This window comes from Phocaeicola plebeius DSM 17135, assembly GCF_000187895.1.
Taxonomy (GTDB): Bacteria; Bacteroidota; Bacteroidia; order Bacteroidales; family Bacteroidaceae; genus Phocaeicola; species Phocaeicola plebeius.
Map to the genome: position 1 here is coordinate 169151 of NZ_DS990119.1, position 19274 is coordinate 188424.

19 protein-coding genes are annotated in these 19274 nt (G+C 46.7%); 18 read left to right on the top strand and 1 reads right to left on the bottom strand.

The window, feature by feature from the left end:
• Positions 1–7: 7 nt before the first annotated feature.
• Positions 8–916, bottom strand: a complete 909-nt coding sequence (locus BACPLE_RS01955; RefSeq protein ID WP_007558423.1) for an Abi family protein — start codon at positions 914–916, stop codon at positions 8–10.
• Positions 917–1231: 315 nt separating this feature from the next.
• Here BACPLE_RS01955 and BACPLE_RS01965 point away from each other — a divergent pair, with 315 nt between their 5' ends.
• The 18 genes from BACPLE_RS01965 to BACPLE_RS02050 all read left to right on the top strand — a co-directional run bounded on the left by BACPLE_RS01965 (position 1232) and on the right by BACPLE_RS02050 (position 19271).
• Complete coding sequence (locus BACPLE_RS01965; RefSeq protein WP_157131875.1) at positions 1232–2929, top strand: TonB-dependent receptor domain-containing protein; 1698 nt, start codon at positions 1232–1234, stop codon at positions 2927–2929.
• Positions 2930–2941: 12 nt separating this feature from the next.
• Positions 2942–4261, top strand: coding sequence for a DUF4876 domain-containing protein (locus BACPLE_RS01970; RefSeq protein ID WP_235777886.1), 1320 nt, complete (start codon positions 2942–2944; stop codon positions 4259–4261).
• A 2-nt stretch (positions 4262–4263) separates the two neighbouring features.
• Positions 4264–5868: a DUF6850 family outer membrane beta-barrel protein gene (locus tag BACPLE_RS18525; RefSeq protein WP_050792050.1), complete on the top strand. Its 1605-nt coding sequence runs from the start codon at positions 4264–4266 to the stop codon at positions 5866–5868.
• A 25-nt stretch (positions 5869–5893) separates the two neighbouring features.
• Entirely contained in the window at positions 5894–6775 is an 882-nt protein-coding gene (locus tag BACPLE_RS01980) for an ABC transporter ATP-binding protein (RefSeq protein ID WP_007558428.1), read from the top strand.
• 4 nt (positions 6776–6779) lie between these two features.
• Positions 6780–7454, top strand: coding sequence for a hypothetical protein (locus BACPLE_RS01985; RefSeq protein WP_007558430.1), 675 nt, complete (start codon positions 6780–6782; stop codon positions 7452–7454).
• A gap of 12 nt (positions 7455–7466) precedes the next feature.
• Entirely contained in the window at positions 7467–8708 is a 1242-nt protein-coding gene (locus tag BACPLE_RS01990; protein WP_007558432.1) for a DUF4857 domain-containing protein, read from the top strand.
• An 18-nt stretch (positions 8709–8726) separates the two neighbouring features.
• Positions 8727–9272 (top strand): hypothetical protein, encoded by a 546-nt coding sequence (locus BACPLE_RS01995; RefSeq protein WP_007558433.1) that lies wholly within the window; start codon positions 8727–8729, stop codon positions 9270–9272.
• On the top strand, positions 9256–9807 hold the full coding sequence (locus tag BACPLE_RS02000) for a PepSY-associated TM helix domain-containing protein (RefSeq protein ID WP_007558435.1): 552 nt from the start codon (positions 9256–9258) through the stop codon (positions 9805–9807). The genes BACPLE_RS01995 and BACPLE_RS02000 overlap by 17 nt, the downstream gene beginning before the upstream one ends.
• Positions 9808–10113: 306 nt before the next feature.
• Complete coding sequence (locus BACPLE_RS02005) at positions 10114–11250, top strand: hypothetical protein (protein ID WP_007558437.1); 1137 nt, start codon at positions 10114–10116, stop codon at positions 11248–11250.
• 16 nt (positions 11251–11266) lie between these two features.
• Positions 11267–12487 carry a beta-ketoacyl-[acyl-carrier-protein] synthase family protein gene (locus tag BACPLE_RS02010; protein ID WP_007558439.1) on the top strand — a complete coding sequence of 407 codons (1221 nt, stop codon included), beginning with the start codon at positions 11267–11269 and terminating at the stop codon, positions 12485–12487.
• 26 nt (positions 12488–12513) lie between these two features.
• Positions 12514–12762: an acyl carrier protein gene (locus tag BACPLE_RS02015; protein ID WP_007558440.1), complete on the top strand. Its 249-nt coding sequence runs from the start codon at positions 12514–12516 to the stop codon at positions 12760–12762.
• Positions 12755–13180 carry a hypothetical protein gene (locus tag BACPLE_RS02020; protein ID WP_007558442.1) on the top strand — a complete coding sequence of 142 codons (426 nt, stop codon included), beginning with the start codon at positions 12755–12757 and terminating at the stop codon, positions 13178–13180. The genes BACPLE_RS02015 and BACPLE_RS02020 overlap by 8 nt, the downstream gene beginning before the upstream one ends.
• Entirely contained in the window at positions 13173–13559 is a 387-nt protein-coding gene (locus BACPLE_RS02025) for an ApeI family dehydratase (protein ID WP_007558444.1), read from the top strand. Before BACPLE_RS02020 ends, BACPLE_RS02025 begins: the two co-directional genes overlap by 8 nt.
• Positions 13556–16045, top strand: a complete 2490-nt coding sequence (locus tag BACPLE_RS02030) for an MMPL family transporter (RefSeq protein WP_040312329.1) — start codon at positions 13556–13558, stop codon at positions 16043–16045. The genes BACPLE_RS02025 and BACPLE_RS02030 overlap by 4 nt, the downstream gene beginning before the upstream one ends.
• Complete coding sequence (locus BACPLE_RS02035; RefSeq protein WP_007558449.1) at positions 16042–17508, top strand: phytoene desaturase family protein; 1467 nt, start codon at positions 16042–16044, stop codon at positions 17506–17508. The genes BACPLE_RS02030 and BACPLE_RS02035 overlap by 4 nt, the downstream gene beginning before the upstream one ends.
• An 8-nt stretch (positions 17509–17516) precedes the next feature.
• Positions 17517–18245 (top strand): 3-oxoacyl-ACP reductase FabG, encoded by a 729-nt coding sequence (gene fabG / locus BACPLE_RS02040; protein WP_007558451.1) that lies wholly within the window; start codon positions 17517–17519, stop codon positions 18243–18245.
• Positions 18242–18835, top strand: coding sequence for an outer membrane lipoprotein carrier protein LolA (locus BACPLE_RS02045; protein WP_007558453.1), 594 nt, complete (start codon positions 18242–18244; stop codon positions 18833–18835). Before fabG ends, BACPLE_RS02045 begins: the two co-directional genes overlap by 4 nt.
• Before the next feature lies 1 nt (position 18836).
• A complete protein-coding gene (locus tag BACPLE_RS02050) occupies positions 18837–19271 on the top strand; it encodes an acyl-CoA thioesterase (RefSeq protein WP_007558454.1) in 435 nt (144 codons plus the stop codon).
• Positions 19272–19274: the final 3 nt, after the last annotated feature.

The following is a 19274-nucleotide window of genomic DNA, read 5'->3' on the forward strand; positions in this document are numbered from 1 at the left end:
AAAACATCTATTTAAGAGTTGACCATAAAGAAGTATTTTTCCAATCGCAATCAAATCCCATCGCAGCTATATCTATTGACGGAAAATCCGTCAACAGTTCCGAAAGCTTTTCGTTGAAGTTGTTATTGGGAGAAACCGAAGAGAGAAAGTATCGGATTATACACAGGCGATAGTAGATTCGTTTCTTATCAGCTTTTGAGGTATTAATCCATGCGTTTTTAGTCTTTTTGGGTTCAGCAGGATTCAGCATAAAATCTCTGTTCCATACTCTCGCATGGTGGCAACACATATTGCGGAGGTTGGCAAGTACCGTCAGCCACGAGACAAAAACCTGTGGTTTCAGACCGAAATAACCTGCAATGCGCTTCATTAGTTGGTTGCTGGCTATATTGGAATAGATGTAGTTCAAATTACCGAAGGACAACACTTCCGTTATCATCCATGCAGGAGGGTAGTCCTCAACATAATTTTGACGGAAGTCTTCAATGTAGTCTTCCTTACTTGATGCCAGTTCCTTGTCTATGATTGCCAATGTTTGATTAAATTTATCCGTATTGGCAAAGTATTCGGGTTTTGTTATCCAAAACTTATCTCCCAATTCTTGGCATCCGACATTTGCCAATACGCTTCGAATGGCAACCTCTATTTTCTCTATTTCATTGAAAAGGAGTATCCGTAGTTTCTTGTCAAAGCGATAGAGAGTTAGGACTTGCTCAAAAGTTGTTCCCTCTTTTAGTACCAGCTCACTCTTAGGGCTTTTATAGAATGGGTAAATGTATGCAGACAAACGATGATAACCAATGTTCATCAAATAATTTTCCACCCTATGCTCATCTTTTATAAGCATCCCCCTTGATTTTAGTATTTGAACTATCTGTTCCGGAGAAGAGTACGGTTTGGCGAAACTTGTTTTCATGTATGTATAATAAAAAACGACCCGCCGATTTGAGCATTGTGAAGAGGCTTGGCAGGTTCTAATGGTGCAAAGGTAGTAAAAATGTTTGGAATAGCCAAATAATCTGGGGGTATAATCACTAGAAAAACTTGAAACACAGATCGAATAGCTACATCTTCGCAAAACAAATCAGTATTCAATAGGGCATAAGTTGGAATTTCAATGTAATTACTACAAAGACTAAATAGTGATGCTAAAATGGTACTAAATTGTAAAACAACTCCTTGCTGGTAGCTATAAAATATAGTAAATCAGTTTATTACAAAATTATATATCTTGTTGCCCACCGGCTACTGGTACGTGACCTCATTCAACGACAGCCGTCCCATAAATTACACTGCCTACCTGAAAGCGCGCTGGAGCCATAAAATCGGGAGCATAACCAGCAACCTGCTGGCAGGAGCAGATATGAAAGGAGAAGGCAACTTGGGTAAGGGAACATATTATGAAGACATGTCGGTAGCTCCCACCTGGAGGGAATACCGTTACGATGAGTTGCCTTTCATGCACAATCTGGCTGCGTATGCAGAAGAAGAGATAACCTTGCCTTTCCGTCATTCGCAGCTGCTCCTTAAAGGAGGACTCCGAAGTGACATGACTTTCATCCCGGGCACAGTGTATGGCACCGTATCCAGTCTGTCTCCCCGTTTCAGTGCCAAGTATTCATTTGGCGAAAAAGAGCATGGTTTCTTTCGAGGGGCGACCCTTCGTGCCGGATGGGGAAAGGCAGTGAAACTTCCTTCGTTCGAGATGCTGTATCCCCGGGAAACGTATGTAGACCGTCTGGCATTTGCCCCTGGAGCAATGGCCGACGGAACAACCTATTATGCTTATCACACCCATCCTGTGCTTCCTGTCTATAATCCGGAGTTGCAATGGCAGTACAGCCTTATGCGGGAAGCCGGAATGGACATTCGTCTGAAGGGAGTACGGATCTCGCTGTCGTTTTTCTACAACACCCTGTCACAGCCTTATACCAGTACGCGTATCTATACTCCGTTTGATTATAAGTTGACCGACCAGAGCGCGCTCAATGATTGCCTGATACCTTCAGCCGACAGGGTGTATAGCATTGACCGTACGACAGGAGTTGTGACCGTATCCGACAAGAACGGGATACTTCCCTCTCAGACGCTTGCCTATAAGGAGATTCATGATTTCCAGTCGGCCGTCATGAATGTGAATGGTTCTTCCTCTTCACGGATGGGACTGGAATGGGTGCTTGATTTTGACCGGATAAAGGCAATCAATACCTCCATCCGCATAGACGGGAAGTATTATCGCTACAAAGGAATTGATGAAGTGATGGTACCGTCTACTAGCAGCCTGACCGATACGGACGGACAGCCTTATAAATACATCGGTTATTATGTAGGAGGCAATGGCAACTATAACGGATTCATGACGCAGCGACTGAACACCAACCTGACCCTGGTGACGCACGTGCCGAAAATCAGAATGATTTTCTCTCTGCGTTTTGAGGGTACTCTTCTGAATACGCGGCAGAACCTAAGTGAATACAGCGGTGGAACCCGGAGCTATGTGCTCGACTCGCAAAGTGATTATCTGCCATCGTCCACCCAGACGGATATTTATAACGGAGCCAGTTACGTGGCTACGTATCCGCTGTATTATGTATCGAGAGAAGATATGGAAACCCGTATACCGTTTATGGAAAAGTTCCTGTGGGCTGCCGAACATGACAAGGAGTTGTATAACGAACTCAGTAAACTGGTGGTAAAAAGCACCACTGGCTATATGTTCAGGAAGCAGGGATATTCCCCCTATTTCTCAGCCAACCTGAACGTATCGAAAGAAATCGGGAAGTACCTGACGGTGTCATTTTTTGCCAATAATTTCTTCTACAGCATGCAGAAGATAAAGAACTGGCAGACGGGTAATGAGGGAAGTCTGTTTGCTTCTTCGCTGGTCACTCCCTTTAACTATGGCATATCATTTAAATTAAAACTATAAACACGTATGAGTATGATGAAAAAGATGTTATTTGCGTGCTGTGTCTTAATCCAGATACTGGTTTTCAGTGCCTGTAAGGAGAAAGAAAACAGCGGTTATCAGGTGAGCAGTGTAAGCATTCGGCTGGTATATCCCGAGGGAAGCGGATTTGAACCTGTGGAGGGAGTCAGCGTGACTTTGAAGAATACGTCGGGCAGTACCACCTTCAGTCAGTCGACCAATGCGGAAGGAGTGGCTGTTTTTGAAGTGCCGCAAGGTATCTATGAAGCCTCGGCTTCCGACAAACGGGTGGCCGATGCCAAAGTGTATCTTTTCAATGGATTGAATACATCGGTCAATGTGACTCAGGAAACGGTAGAAGCTACCATCACACTGGAAATGTCTTCAGGAGGTTCCGTGCTGATTAAGGAACTGTATGTAGGAGGCTGTCCGAAAGACGATGGCTCAGGTACGTTTGCCATGGACCAGTATGTCGTGCTGTATAACAATTCTTCGGAAACACTCGACATCAGCGACTTTGCATTGGGTATGGTCAATCCTTACAACCCTCATGCGTCGAATAAGGACTATGTGAACGGTGAACTCTTTTATGCGGCAGAAGGATGGATACCGGCCGGAACGGCTGTCTGGTATTTCGACAAGCAGGTACAGCTGGAAGCCGGAAAAGAACTGGTGATTGCACTGAATGGAGCCATCGACCACACACAGACCTATTCTCAGTCCGTAAATCTGGCCAACAGTGCCTATTACTGTCTGTATGACATTGAGGACTTCAACAATGCCAAATACTATCCGTCGCCTTCCGAACTTATTTCTACCGACCATTACTTGAAGGCCTACAAATATGGTTTGGGTAATGCATGGCCTGTCAGCCAGTTCGGACCGGCATTCTTTGTGTTCCGTCCGGAAGGTACTACCCTACAGGCTTTTGTAGACGATGCATCCACCACCAACCTTTATGGAGGAAGTGCCAGTCAGCCGCGTAAGAAAGTGCCGGCAGAGTGGGTGGTAGACGGTATCGAAGTATTCGTGCAGGGAGCCGACGGCAACCAGAAACGCCTTCTTCCCTCGGTAGATGCAGGCTATGTGGAACTTACACGCGGCATGGGATATACCTTGTATCGCAACGTGGATAGAGAGGCTACGGAAGCACTTGCGGAGAATGAAGGAAAGCTGGTCTATAACTATTCGCTCGGTGTAGGAAATTCAACCGATGCCAGCGGAATAGATGCCGAGGCCTCCTTGAAAAACGGAGCCAGAATTATTTTTCAGGATACAAACAATTCGACAGCTGACTTCCATCAGCGGAGCAAATCTTCTTTGAGACACTAAACATGAAGCATTATTGTATCGCTTGCTTTTTTCTTGTACTTGTGGCGGGAGGCAGGTCCTGGGGAAGTGTTCCCTCAGGGACCTCCTCTCCTCTTCGTACAGACTTTCAGGAAACCTTGTGGAGGTATGCGGCTTCTGCCGGAAGCAATCCTTCTTTTCTGTCGGGGATGGAGTGCGGACGCATCTCCTATCTTCAGGCGGAAGGCAGTTACGGAAGCGGGAAACTGGTGAATTATTATCAGTCGGATAGCCGGCTGGGCGGATTGGTCTCAACCGAATCCTACTGGCGGCTGAACTCGCGGCTGGTATTAGGAGGTGCCATGGCATACGGCACGGAAAAAGGCAAGCACATGTCGGGTTCGGCTTTTCTGCATCCGGAAGAAACGCCTTTTGACATTGTGGAGATGGACGACTCGGGAGCCGGTACGAAACGGCATGAATGGTACATGCTCAGAGGGGAAGCAGGCTATCTCCTCACTCCTCGCCTTTCATGGGGAGGGCAGCTGGAATACCGTACGGAAAACTACGCCAAGTTCAAGGACTTGCGGCATCAGAATTCCCTGATGAACCTGCATTTGTCGACGGGCTTCTCGTATGAACTTTTTTCCGGATGGCAGGTCGGACTTTCTTACGGGTATTTGCGCAACGTGGAAACGGTAGGCTTCGGTATCTATGGAACGACCGACCGTCAATACACTTCTCTCATCAGTTTTGGAGGTTTCTACGGGCGCAGTGAGGTGTTTGGTGAAAGTGGATATACTTCGAACACGACACCCTTGTTTACTCAAACGCATGAAGTGGCCTTTCAGGGACAGTTTCATCGCGGAGACCTGCACTGGTTTCAGGAGGTATTCATCCGAAAGACTTCCGGACGCTTTGGAAGCGGTTCTTCGACTTCCATCACCTACTCTACTCATACAGGGAGTGAGGTGGGTTACCGTACAAAGCTTACCTGGCAGCAGTCCCAACTTTTTCAGGCGATGGAACTGGGCATTGCGCTGAAATCACTGGAAAACAGGGAAAACTCATATAAGGAGAGTACGGACGAACTGGGCGTATCGCAGATTGTCTATTACGGTAGCAATGAAGTGATGAGCAGGGACCAGCTGCGTGCCTGGCTGGCGTATCAACTTCTTTCAGGAGGTAAAGAGAGCCGTTCAGACTGGTCGGCCGAAGTGCGGCTGGACTATCGTTCCCGTTCTGTGACGGCATCGCAATATCCGTTCTTCCGGAAGCAGAATCTGCACGTCATGGGGCTATGGCTTCAGGGTGCCAGAAACTGGTATAAAGGCCGGCAGGTATGGACTGCTTCCGCCGGATTGGGCTTGCAGGGCGGATGGGGCTGTATGAAGGAAGACGGACAATATGCCCGTGTATCGGAGGACCAGCAACGTCCGGCAGAAAGAGCAGACTTACTGGTGCAAGAATACGATTATCAGACAGCTGTCCGGCTGGTGCCGTATGCGGCCGTGGGGTATGAAAGAGAAATTACTCCTGCCTTGTCCGGTTATGTCCGGGGCGAGGTGACGTATGCCAGGGCTTTTACGACTACAATGGCAGGAAAGGATTTCGTGCAACCCGTCATCAAGGTAGGGGTAAAATTTTAAGAACTAATCATTTAATCGTTTTACAATGAGTAAAATAATAGAGTGTGAAAATATTACGCATTATTACGGAAACCGCTTGATTTACGAAAATCTCAGTTTCGACGTGGAGCAGGGAAAGGTATTGGGCCTGTTGGGAAAGAACGGCACTGGGAAAACCACCATCATTAATATTCTCAACGGTTACCTGAAGCCTCGTTCGGGCCTGTGCAGGCTGTTTGGTGAAGACATGGAACACCTCTCGCCGCTTACCAAATCGAAGGTGGGACTGTTGCTGGAAGGGCATGTGCAACATGCCTATTTTACGGTTTCGCAGATAGAGAAATTTTATTCGGCCTTTTTCCCGAAATGGAAGAAAGAGGCCTATTATGAATTGCTGAAAAAGTTGCAGGTACTTCCTTCACAGAAACTCTCTACCATGTCGTGCGGACAGCGTTCGCAGGTGGCGTTGGGACTGCTTTTTGCCCAGGACCCGGACCTGCTGATTCTGGATGATTTTTCCATGGGACTGGACCCGGGCTATCGCCGTCTGTTTGTGGAATACCTTCGGGAATATGCGTCGGCAGAGAACAAGACAGTCTTTCTCACTTCGCACATCATTCAGGACATGGAACTGCTGATAGATGATTGCATGATCATGGACTATGGCCGCTTGCTGTTGCATAAGCCGGTAAAGGAAATCATGCACCATTTCAAGCGATACCGTTTCACCCGTCCGGGAGATACATTTAAGCTGGAGGCCGATGAAGATTTCTGGCATCCCTCCGCATTGGGCGATAAATGGGAAGTATATTCTTTTCTGCCAAAGGCCGAAGTCGAACAACGGTTGAAGGCAATGGGTGTCACGGAAATTACAGAAGAGAATCTTTCGCTGGAAGATGCATTTATTGGTTTAACAGGTAAATATTAATGTCATGAATTTATTCAGAGCCTTGTCTTATAAAGAATGGATGAAAACCCGCCGCCTGATTGGGGTGATGCTGTTGCTGATGGCAGCAGCTGTGGGTTATACCTACATCGACCTTACCCATGAAATCCGTTTGAATGAAGCGGTCAATGTGTGGTATGGCTGTCTTTTTCAGGGCACATCGGTTGCCCCGTGGATGATGTATCTGCTGCCACTGGCCGGAATTGCATTGGGAGTCGTGCAGTATGTGCCCGAAATGACGCAGAAACGGCTGAAGCTGACACTCCATCTTCCGGCAGGAGAAACACAGATTATGGCCTCCATGCTGTGGTATGGTTTCAGTATTGTCTTGTTGCTTTGTTTGTTGCTTTCGCTGGTCCTTTCAGCTGTGGTTCGCCTGTTTCTGCCTTCCGAAATTGTAGGAATGATGCTCCAGCAGTTGCTTCCCTGGATGGTGGCAGCAGTGGCAGGCTATGGCTTCACTGCGTGGATTTGTATCGAGCCCCAGTGGAAACAGCGGATGCTATGCATTGTGGTATCGGTGGGACTACTGTCCATGCTGTTTGTTTCCTCCTATCCCGGAGCCTATTCACAGTTCGGGGCAGGAATCTGCTGGATACTGGCAGCTTCTTTTATCTTTCCTTTCTCATCCTGCATTCGGTTCAAGTATGGTGTACAATAAAAACAATGAACAATGAAATACAAATCTCTCATTTTTTCAGTCATTCTGGTGTCTGTCACCCTGCTGGCTTCCTGGACGGTGCCGACACTGGTACAGAAAATGACCGACGATTCGCACAGCTATTCACTGATGTATTATAGTGCCCGGTTGAAGGAACTTTGCGTGATTGACTTCCGCGAGCATAAGAATTCATTTTATGATATTCATGGCAACGAGTATCCTCGTGCGCAATACGATTCACTGCTTCCGCTGCTGAACTATCGCCAGCTGGCCATGGAGGGCCAGTTGCCCGATTCGCTGGAAGGACAGGCCATCGACGTGAAAATCTTGCGGAGCAAACAAGTGATGTTCCGTTTTCGTCCGGTCGATGTATTCTCTCCGCAACCCGCTATGGGGGTGTTGCTGGAAGCCATGCCCAAACGGGGAAATCTTACGCTTCCCGGCGACTACTTCCGGATGGACCGTGAACTGACTTTTGTCGATGCGCAGTCCAATTCGGTAAATCGGCAGAAGAGTGAAATCTTCACCAAAGAGCTTATCAAGAAAGGGTTTAGCTTTCCGGTAAAAGCTTATTGGGGAAACCCTACAGTGAGAAAGCCCTATGAGGAGGGCTATTTCTGTCTGGACAGCAAAGGAGCTCTCTTCCACCTGAAGATGGTGAACGGACGGCCTTTCGTGAAAGATACAGGTATCGGTTCGCAGCTGGGCATCAAATGGTTTGTCATGAGTGAGACGAGCGACAAGCGTTTCTATGGCTATCTGTTTGGCGAGAAAGGTGAAATGGGCTTACTGGAGAGCACGGACGAAGGCGGTTATCGCTTCCTGCCGTTCGACATCCGTCCGATAGACATCACGAAAGACGAAATCAGCATTCTGGGAAACCTGCTTTACTGGACCGTACGCGTATCGGATGCGGAAGGAATGGACTGCTACGGACTGGATGCAGTGACGCTTCAGTCGCTTTCTTCCTATCATCAGGACCGGAAGCGAGTTTTGTGGGATGAGTTGTCGGAATGGCTGTTCCCGTTCCGTTTGTCACCTTCGTCCGAAACGAGTTCCTTTGTGAATCTCTATGCGGGCAATCTTTCTTCAAAGGGATTGGCGGTGAGCTTCTTTTTAGCCCTCCTGACTTTCTTTTTGTGCAGAAACAAGGTATCTTTGTACAGACGGATACTGATGGCGCTATGCGTGTGCGCTGCCGGCTTATCCGGGATAGTGGCACTGTGGTTTCTTCCTTGGAATAAATATGAATAACTATAAACTCAATTGAAAATGAAAAAACTGTTTTTTATCGTAGCTGCGGCCTGTCTGCTGACAGCTACCTCGTGTGTGAACAATAGCAAAAAATCAGAGACCTCTCAGGAACAGCCTACTGCCGCTCTGTCGGCCAATGAGGCAAAATATGTGGAAGACATTCTGAAGGATGCAGAAAAGAATGTAGATAAGGAGGTGGTGCTGAAAGGATTCATCACGCATACCTGCAAGCATTCTGGACGCCGTTGCTTTGTGATGGGAAAAGACCAGAAGACTTCCGTGCGTGTGGAGGCAAAAGGCAATATCGGCGGATTCAACCGTGAGCTGATTGGTTCAGAGGTCATCATCAAAGGGATTCTTCGCGAGAACCGTCTGACCAAGGAATACATTGACCAGGCGGAAGAAGAATTGAAGGAAAAGCAGGGAAAAGCAGAAGGAAACGGTGAAACCTGCGATGCGGAGATGAACAACATTCAGAGCATGCGTGAATGGATGAAGGCCAATAACAAAGACTATTATTCCATTTACTACATAGACGGCACGGAATATGAAGTGGCGGAATAAGAGTCTCTCCTACTGGCTTCGTGTGCTGCACCGTGACCTGGGCTACCTGATGGTAGGAGTCTGCCTGATTTATGCCGTGTCGGGCATCCTGCTGAACCACATGAATGGCAAGGATCCGGCTTTCCGTACCACGGAAGCGGCCGTTCAACTGGAAAAAGGCATGCAGGCCGAAGAACTCCTTGCGGCATGGAACCGACAGGAAGATTTGCCCCCTGTAAAGCGGGTGCTGTCTATTGATGAAAGTCATCATCGCCTGATGCTGGAAGGCGGCGTGGGTGTGTATGACGCTGCTAGCGGTTGTGTAGATTATGAAGTACACGAAAAACGTCCGGTGGTGTACTGGTTCAACCGGTTGCATTATAACCGTATTCAGGGATGGAATCTCATGGGCGACTTTTTCGCTGTTTCGCTAGTATTCTTTGCCGTTTCCGGATTGTTCATGGTCAAGGGAAAAAATGGACTGGCAGGACGCGGAAAATGGTTGCTTTTAGCAGGTATTCTGATTCCGCTGGGATACATCTGGCTGGCTGCCTGAACTTATTGATAAAATAGATAAAGCAGTCGTCTGTCTCATTATGAAGAGGCAGGCGACTGCTTGTTTTTTACAAAGGATAGAAAACTGCATCAAAGGAAGGCAGGAGAATAGGTATAAATCTGATTGAGAATATAAAAACGGAGAAATACATATACTTAGACAGGAATAATGACAACGTACAGGTACGAAAAAACGATATAGACAAAACCGAAAATAGCCTTGAATTCTTCAATACTGTTCCATAAGGAGTATAAGCAATTACGGGGTTGTTCAAGTCTGAAAAACTTTTGTAATTTCACCTCCGTTATGGCTAAAATCAGTGTAAAAAAAGTAACTTCTAAGTGCGAAATGGATGATTTCGTACGACTTCCCCGCAAGTTATATGCGGGGAATCCTTATTATGTACCTGACCTGGAATCCGACATTTATGACACGTTTGACCCACATAAGAATGCCGGACTGGAGTTTACTGACATTCAACCTTTTCTAGCTTATGATGAGCAAGAAGATGTGGTAGGACGCATTGTGGGTATTATCAATCATCGTGCAAACGAGAAATGGCATACCCTGAATGTCCGTTTCGGATTCATTGAGTTTATAGACAATCCGGAGGTTTCTGCGGCTTTGCTTTCTGCCGTTGAAATGTGGGGAAAGGAGCATGGAATGGAGCAGATACAAGGACCGATGGGAATCTTTGACTTCGACAAAGAAGGCATGCTGATGGAAGATTTTGACCAGCTTGGTTCCATGATTACGATTTATAATCCTCCTTACTATCCTCGTCATCTGGAAGCGTTAGGCTATGAGAAAGAGGTGGACTGGATTCAGGTATGTATCGAGATTCCAAAGGAAATTCCGCCAAAATATGCGCGGGTGGCGAACCTTGCAAAAGAAATGTTTGACTTGAACGTGCGTAAGCTGACTCATGCAGACATTTATAAGAAAGGATATGGAAGAAAGGTCTTCGAATTATTGAATCAGGCTTACGCTCCACTCTTTGGCTATACGGAGTTGTCCGGCAGGCAAATTGATGAATACGTGGACCGTTATTTGCCTTTGATTGACAAACAGCTCATTCCGGTGGTGGAAAACGAGAAAGGTGAACTTATCGGGGTGGCCATTACCATGGGAAGCCTCTCTCATGCTTTGCAGAAAGCCAAAGGAAGATTGTTTCCCTTTGGATGGTATCACCTCGTAAAAGCCTTGAAATGGAAACGGGAAGAAAAGGTAGAGATGCTGCTCATTGCCGTACGCCCGGATTATCAGGGACTGGGAGTGAATGCTTTGTTTTTCAATGATTTGATTCCTATTTACAATCGCTACCGTTTCCGCTATGCAGAAACCGGTCCTCAGCTTGAAACTAATGTAAGGGAACTGTCGCAATGGAAACCGCTGAATCCCACGTACACCAAGCGAAGAAGATGTTATAAGAAGAAACTATAAAATCACCAAAAACAATATGGAAAGAAGAGTTGTGATTACAGGCATGGGAATATGGTCATGCCTGGGAACGACGCTCGACGATGTATGTAATGCTCTGTACACCGGAAAGAGCGGTATCGTGTTCAGCCAGGAACGCAAGGATGCCGGATTCCGTTCTGCCTTGTGTGCATCAGTAGAGCGTCCTGATTTGAAACCGTTTGTTTCACGGAACTTACGTCAATTTATGCCGGAAGAGGCGCAATATGCTTATATGGCTACCCGGGCGGCATTGGAACATGCCCGACTGGATCAGGATTACATAGACCGTCATGAGGTGGGAATCATTTATGGCAATGATTCTGTGGCAGAGTCTACAATGCGTTCACTGGATAACTTCCGTGAATACAAAGACACTTCAGCTTGTGGCAGTGGGGCTATCTTCCAGTCCATGAACTCCACGGTTACAATGAACCTGGCCTGCCTGTTCCGTTTGAAAGGAATTAACCTGACTTCTTCGGCTGCATGTGCATCCGGTTCACAGTCTGTAGGGCTGGCTTATCTCCTGATTCGCGATGGGTTGCAGGACTGTATCGTATGTGGTGGAGCACAGGAAGCCAATCTTTACGGAGTGGCTGCATTCGATGGAATTCAGTCTTTCTCTACTCGTGAGGATGCACCGGAAAAGGCCAGTCGTCCGTTTGATGCCGACCGGGACGGACTGGTACCAGGGGGCGGAGCCGCAACCCTTGTCGTAGAAAGTTACGAGCATGCCTTGAAACGAGGGGCACCCATATTGGCAGAAATTGTAAGCTGGGGATTCTCCGGTAACGGCGACCATATTTCTACCCCTAATGTGGAAGGTCCTGCCCGTTCGCTGGAACTTTGCCTGCAGCATGGTGGAGTGACTCCACAACAGATTGGCTATGTCAATGCGCACGCTACTTCTACACGAATCGGCGATGCACGTGAAGCGCAGGCCATTGCCCGTGTGTTTGGAGATTATCGGGTACCTGTCACTTCTACCAAGAGCCAGACCGGACATGAAATGTGGATGGCAGGAGCCAGTGAGTTGATTTATTCCATTCTGATGATGAAGAACGGCTTTATTGCAGGCAATATCAATTTTGAACGTCCTGACGAAAATACAGCTTGTCTTCACATTCTGCCTGAAACACGTGAGATTGGATTCGACATGTTTCTGTCTAACTCCTTCGGATTCGGAGGAACCAATTCTACTCTTATTGTAAGAAATCTATAATTGAAATAATAAAATTGAATTGCCTTATGACACGTAACGACATTATTGAAAAAGTAAACACACTGCTCTCTGAAGAATTTGAAGTTGATTCTGCTCTTTTTACTCCCGATGCCAATGTACGCGACACGCTTTCATTGGATAGTCTGAGTCTGGTAGACCTGGTCGCTCTCATTCAACATACGTATAAGATTAAGATTCCGGTAACCGACTTGCGTAATATTCATACTTTCACTGATTTGTACGATTATATTGAATCACATCTTCCAAATGAATAAGTATGAGATTGAACAGCTGATTCCTCAGCGTGCCCCATTCAGGATGGTTGATGAACTTCTGAATGTGGATGGAGAAACAGCTGTAACTCTTTTTGTCGTTCAACCGGATAATTATCTTTTGGACTCAGACGGGGTGCTGGCGGAAGCCGGAGTGATTGAGCACATTGCTCAGTCAGCTTCGGCACTCGCCGGTTATCTGTCACGAGAACAAGGAAATTCAAGTGTGCCGGTGGGCTATATTGGCGAGATTCGCAATTTCCGTAGTTATGGCACTGCCAGTGTGGGCGACGTGATGAGAACGACAGTGACGCGTGAAGATGTGTTTGGTGATATTGTCTGCGTAAATGGTGAAACGTGGGTATCAGACCGGCGGATAGCAGAACTTCAAATGAAAATATATATCAGTCCTAATGATTAAATATCTGGATAAGATGCTTCTCGAAAACAAATATTATCAAATAAAGGAAATGAAGATGAACCAGCAAGAAGGGATATTTCGTCTTCGTTTGTTACCGGATTGCGATATTTACCGCGGCCATTTTCCGGATAATCCGGTGTGTCCGGGTGTTTGTCATATTGAGACGATAAAGGAATGTGCCATGCGTCTGACGGGAAAAAAACTGTCTATAGTTTCTATCAAGCAATGCCGTTTCCTTGCAATGGCCGCTCCGTCTATTTGTCCGGAAGTTAATGTAACGGTTGGAGTATGTCCCGTGGAAGAAGGGTTCAGGGTAACAGCTCGGATAAGTGAGGAAGCAAAAGTGTATGTAGAATTTAAAGGATTGATGAGGGTATGACAGAATTGTGTTTAAAGGTATACCATTATTTCCGCAGTCACCGCACTGTCTGCTGGATTTCAATGATTGCCTGGTTTGTCTGTTGCGGTTTCTTTGCAGCTCAGATTCATCTGGAAGAAGACATCAACAAATTGTTCCCGGCTTCTACCAACGAAGACGGAAGCACCAAACTGGCTTTTGCCAACCTAAAGATTAAAGATAAGACTTTTCTGCTTTTTGAGGGAAAAGACGGAGCATCTGTGGCCCATATCATTGAAACATGCGATGCCTTTGTCGATTCGCTGCTACAGAAAGAAGCCGCACTGGATTCTTCAAGTCGAATGCTGGAGGATATTTTCTATTGCTTGCCGGATGAATTGTTGCCCGATGCCATCGACTATCTCGGAGCTCATCTGCCAGCATACATTGACACCAGTTTTTATGCCGCAATTGATACCATGCTGACTGATTCTCATCTGGCATGTCAGATGAAAGTAAACCGTCAGGATCTGGAGTCTTCATGGGGAAACATGTATCCGGAACTGATACAGATAGACCCTCTCGGACTGCGTAAGGAACTTATGCGTCAGTTCAAGCCACTGACTGAAGGCAGCGGGAGTGGCTATAAAATTATTGACGGACATTTCTTTGTTCCTGATTCCACAGTCTGTGTAGCTTTTCTTACCCCTCGCTATTCTGCCACGAATACGGGCCAGGGAGCAAGTTTGTTTCAGATGCTGAATACACAGATTGAAGCTTTCTCCGCATCGAATCCAGACGTAAAAATCTGTTATCATGGAACTCCGGCCAGCGGATTTTACAATGCTGCACAAATCAAGTCCGACTTGAAGAATACCATTGCCGGAGCATTGGTACTGGTCTTGCTGTTCATCTTATTCTGTTTCCGCAATTATGATACCCTGCCCCTCTTGTTGCTGCCGGTTCTTTTCGGAGTACTATTCGGACTGGCGGGCATGTACTTCATAAAAGGAGAATTTTCACTGCTTGCACTTGGTATCGGCGCGGTGGTACTGGGTGTGGCCTTCAGCTATGTGCTTCATATACTTACGCACTATAAGTTTGTCGGCAATCCGGAACAGGTACTTCGCGACCAGGTACGACCAGTCTGTTTGGGCTGTATCACGACCATTGGTTCTTTTATGGGACTCGTTTTCGTGCAGACAGAACTGTTGCGCGATTTCGGCTTATTTGCTTCACTAAGCATTCTCGGAACTACCGCTTTCAGTTTGTTCTACCTGCCACAGTTACTTAATCCTGCGAAGAACAGAATAAACAAACGGGCATTCTCATTGATTGAGAAAGTGAATGCCTATCCGTTTGACCGGAATAAACCGCTTATCGCCGTGCTGGTTGTTCTGACAGTGGTATGTACGTTCTTTTACTTTATGGGAGGGACCCGATTCGATGCAGACATGCACGACCTCGGATATAAAGCCGGGATAACGTCCTATTCAGAAAATCTGTTGCGTACCAAAACGTATACGGGTGACAAACAAAAATATTTTGCCAGTTCCGGACGGACTATGGAAGAAGCCATTCATCATTTTGAGAGCCTGAATAACCGCCTGGACTCCTTGCAGAAGGAAGGGCTGGTGAAAAGTTATACACGCACGGGAATGTTTTTCGTTCCGTTGGACGTACAGCAGGCACGCATTCATGCCTGGAAAAATTTCTGGACAGACCAGCGTCTGCAATGTGTCCGTCAGCTGATTGAAAAAACAGCTCCCGAGGCAGGGCTTCGACCGGAGGCATTTCAACCGTTTTTTGAGTTGGCTACAGCCGATTATAAGCCGGATGCGCTTTACGATGCAGGGATTATTCCGCAAGGTTATTTGTCCACTTTGATGGAACAGTCATACAATGGAGAATATCTTTGCTTTACCTCGGTGAGATGTGCAAACGATTCCGTGCGTAGCAGTCAAAGCGATTATCACCGGATTTGTGATGCTGTTGCTTCCCTGCCCAATTTACTGGTGCTCGACACGTATTACTATACGACGGATACACTCACACAGATGAGCAAGGACTTCAATCTGTTACAATGGATTTCCATGCTTTTCGTGTTTGTCATATTATGGCTGAGTTTCCGCGGGAATATCCGTTATACCCTGCTGGGCTTCATGCCTATCTTGCTGAGCTGGTTCATTGTGTTAGGTGCCATGGTCATCTTTGGCAAACAGTTCAATCTTGTCAGCGTGGTGATTTCTACCTTCATTTTCGGTATCGGGGTAGACTATAGCATATTTGTCATGAGCGGACTCTTGGACAAGGGAAATAATCCGGATTTACTGAAATATCATAAGACTGCCATCTTTTTCAGTGCGGTTATCCTGATTATTACCGTAGGGTCCATGATGTTTGCCCGGCATCCCGCCATTTCTTCTGTAGGATTCTGTACACTGGTGGGACTGGTTTCGTCCGTAGTGCTGTCGTACGTGCTGCAACCTGCCATATTCAGAATGATGCAAGAAAGGAGACCTAGATGAAATACGATGTAGTTATTATAGGAAGCGGGCTGGGCGGACTGGAGTGCGCTCATATCCTGTCAAAAGCAGGAAAGCGTGTGCTGGTGCTTGAAAAAGAAGCACAGCCCGGAGGATGCGTTCAAAGCTACAGACGGAACGGTCTGACATTTGATACGGGATTTCATTATGTGGGAGGCCTTGAAGAAGGACAGTTCTTGCATGCTGCATTTAGCATGCTGGGGTTAATGGCTCTCCCTTGGAAGAAACTGGATGATGCGTTTGACCGGATACTGATTGGCGAAGAAGAGTTCTCGTTCATGCAAGGCTATGAGAATTTCAGGGAAAACCTGCAACAGCATTTTCCTCACGAACGGGAAGCACTGCAACAATACGTTCAATTGCTTAAACAGACGGAGCAGACACAACTTGAACTGCTAAATCCAGAATCAGCATCTGCGCCTTTGGCGCTTTTTGAGACTGGTGCATGGCAATACCTGACCCACACGTTTCATAATTCCATGCTGGTTAATGTGCTGAGTGCCACTTCCCTGAAAATGGAACTGCGAAAAGAGACCTTACCTTTGTTTACATTCTTGCATGGAAATGCCAGTTTCATAGAAAGCAGCTGGCGACTGAAAGGACCGGGTTCACTCATTGCCGGTTCATTGATTCAGGATATCCGGGAGCAAGGGGGTGAAATCATCTGCCGCGCAAAGGTGGAAGAACTGATTGAAAAGAACGGAGAGCTTACCTGTGCCCGGTGCTCCAATGGGCAGGTGTATGAGGGAAAATGCTTTATCAGCGATGTGCATCCGGCAGTTACCTGCAGTTGGATCAAGCCGGCTGAATCTTTGCGAAGCATTTATCGCAGACGTATAGGAGCATTGGAAAATACGTTTGGCATGCTTACGGTTTCACTGGTTATCAAGCCTCATGTGATGAAGTATTTCAACTGGAACCAGTATGTATACAGACGTGCAGACGTATGGACATTCTATCAGGATACCATTTCTATAAACGGACTTCTGATTACAGCACGTCCGCCGGAGGATGAGAGTGAATACCTGCGGCAGATAGATTTGCTTACTCCGCTGACATGGGATAAATGCATGCGGTGGGCACAGTCTTCCATCGGACACCGGGGACAGGACTATCAGGAAATGAAGCAACGGCTGGCCGATGAATGTATGGAGCTGGCGGCACGTTTTATTCCCAATCTTAAAAAGATGGTGGAACAGGTTTATGTCAGCACTCCGCTGACCTATCGCGATTACACGGGAACTCCGGAAGGAGCGGCTTATGGGATACGAAAAGACTATCGCAATCCGATGATGACTGTACTTTCTCCACGGACTCCCCTACCCAATCTGCTGCTGACCGGACAAAATCTGGTGTTGCATGGAATACACGGGGTTACGATGACTGCCATGTATACCTGTGCAGAGATACTGGGAAAAGAATATATGTGGAACCAATTAAAATAATTTGCTTTATGAAGTATGCATTGGTAACTGGCGGCAGCCGGGGAATCGGGCGTGCCGTATGCGTAAAACTGGCTTGTATGGGCTATTATGTCATCGTTAATTGCGTGAATAATCTGCCTGAGGCTTTGAAAACACTTGAGCTGGTAAGACTGGCAGGACAAGATGGTGAAATCATGATGTTTGATGTAAGTAACGGAGAACAGGTGCGAAAAACAATAGAAGAATGGCAGGATGCTCATCCTGGCTGTTACATAGAAGTATTGGTAAACAATGCCGGTATCAGACGCGATAACATTCTGGCACTTATGCCGCAAGAAGACTGGAATCAGGTGCTTGATATTACGCTGAAAGGATTTTACAATGTGACTCAGTTGCTCCTGCCGTCTATGATGCGCCGTAAGTATGGACGTATTGTCAACATGGCAAGTGTCAGTGGCTTGAGTGGAATACAGGGACAGACCAACTACTCCGCTGCCAAAGGGGGATTGATAGCTGCTACAAAGGCACTGGCTAAGGAAGTGGCCTGCAAGAATATCACGGTCAATGCGGTAGCTCCCGGCTTTATCAAGACGGACATGGTAGAAGGACTGGACGAGGAAGCCTTACGGAAAACAATTCCGGCCAACCGTTTCGGCACTCCGGAAGAAGTGGCCGAAGTGGTCGGTTTTCTGGTTTCCAATGTAGCTGGCTATATTACGGGAGATGTGATTTCAATCTGTGGAGGACTTTACACATGAGGAAAGGAATCTGTAAATATATCGTATGGCAGTTCGTGCTTATATTCTCCGTTACGAGGGTGTTTGCCCAGTCGGATGTGACAACATTCAAAGCCGATGTGACCCGTACCAGCCATAATGTCCTTCTGGTAAAAGATGCCACGGCTGAGGGGCATTTTTATTTCCAGCGTCCGGATAAAATCTGTATGATTTTCAATGACCGGAAAGACATGTTGCTCATGAACGGCACTACCTATGTCATGGTGGAAAAAGGGAAAAAGCAAGTGGCCAAAGGAAAGATGCAAGAACTGTTTGGTGTATTGCAAAAGGTTTTACAAGCCGTGATTTGTCAGACTGCGTTACCCGATATGGCCGGACATTCAGACATTCAGGTAAGCCGTCAAGGTCAGGTCATCCAGATTGTGCCGACCTTGGATGCAAAGGCCCGGAAAAGAATGCCGTTCACATCTTTTGAACTGACCCTCGATGCACGGACACATAAGCTCAAGACTTTACGCATCAATGAGAAGGGAGAAAATTATGTCGTCTATGATTTATCCGGATATGTGCAGAACGGCAGTCTGGATAGTGCAGTCTTTAATATAAACTGACATGAAAGAATTGGAAGATATTTGCCATGTACAGGTGAGGTTCAGTGAGATTGATTCCATGCGCAGAGTGTGGCACGGAACGTATCTCACCTATTTCGAGGATGGAAGAGAATCTTTTGGAAGACATTATCCGGGTATCGGTTACGCCGACATGCAGCGTGCCGGAATCTATGCACCGGTTTATGACGTAAAAGTAAGATATTACGCCCCTCTTTTCCTGAATGAGCGAGTGGAGATTCACACACATTATTTGTATAAACTTGGAGCGAGACTGGATTATACTTACCAGGTTTATCGTGAGAGCGATCATACCTTGTGTGCGGAAGGAAGCACGACTCAGTTGTTTATCGATGCACAGGGAGAGTTAATGACCGAACTTCCTTCCTACTATCAGGACTGGCAGCGGCAATACTTGTCGCTGGATGAACCACAGTAAATC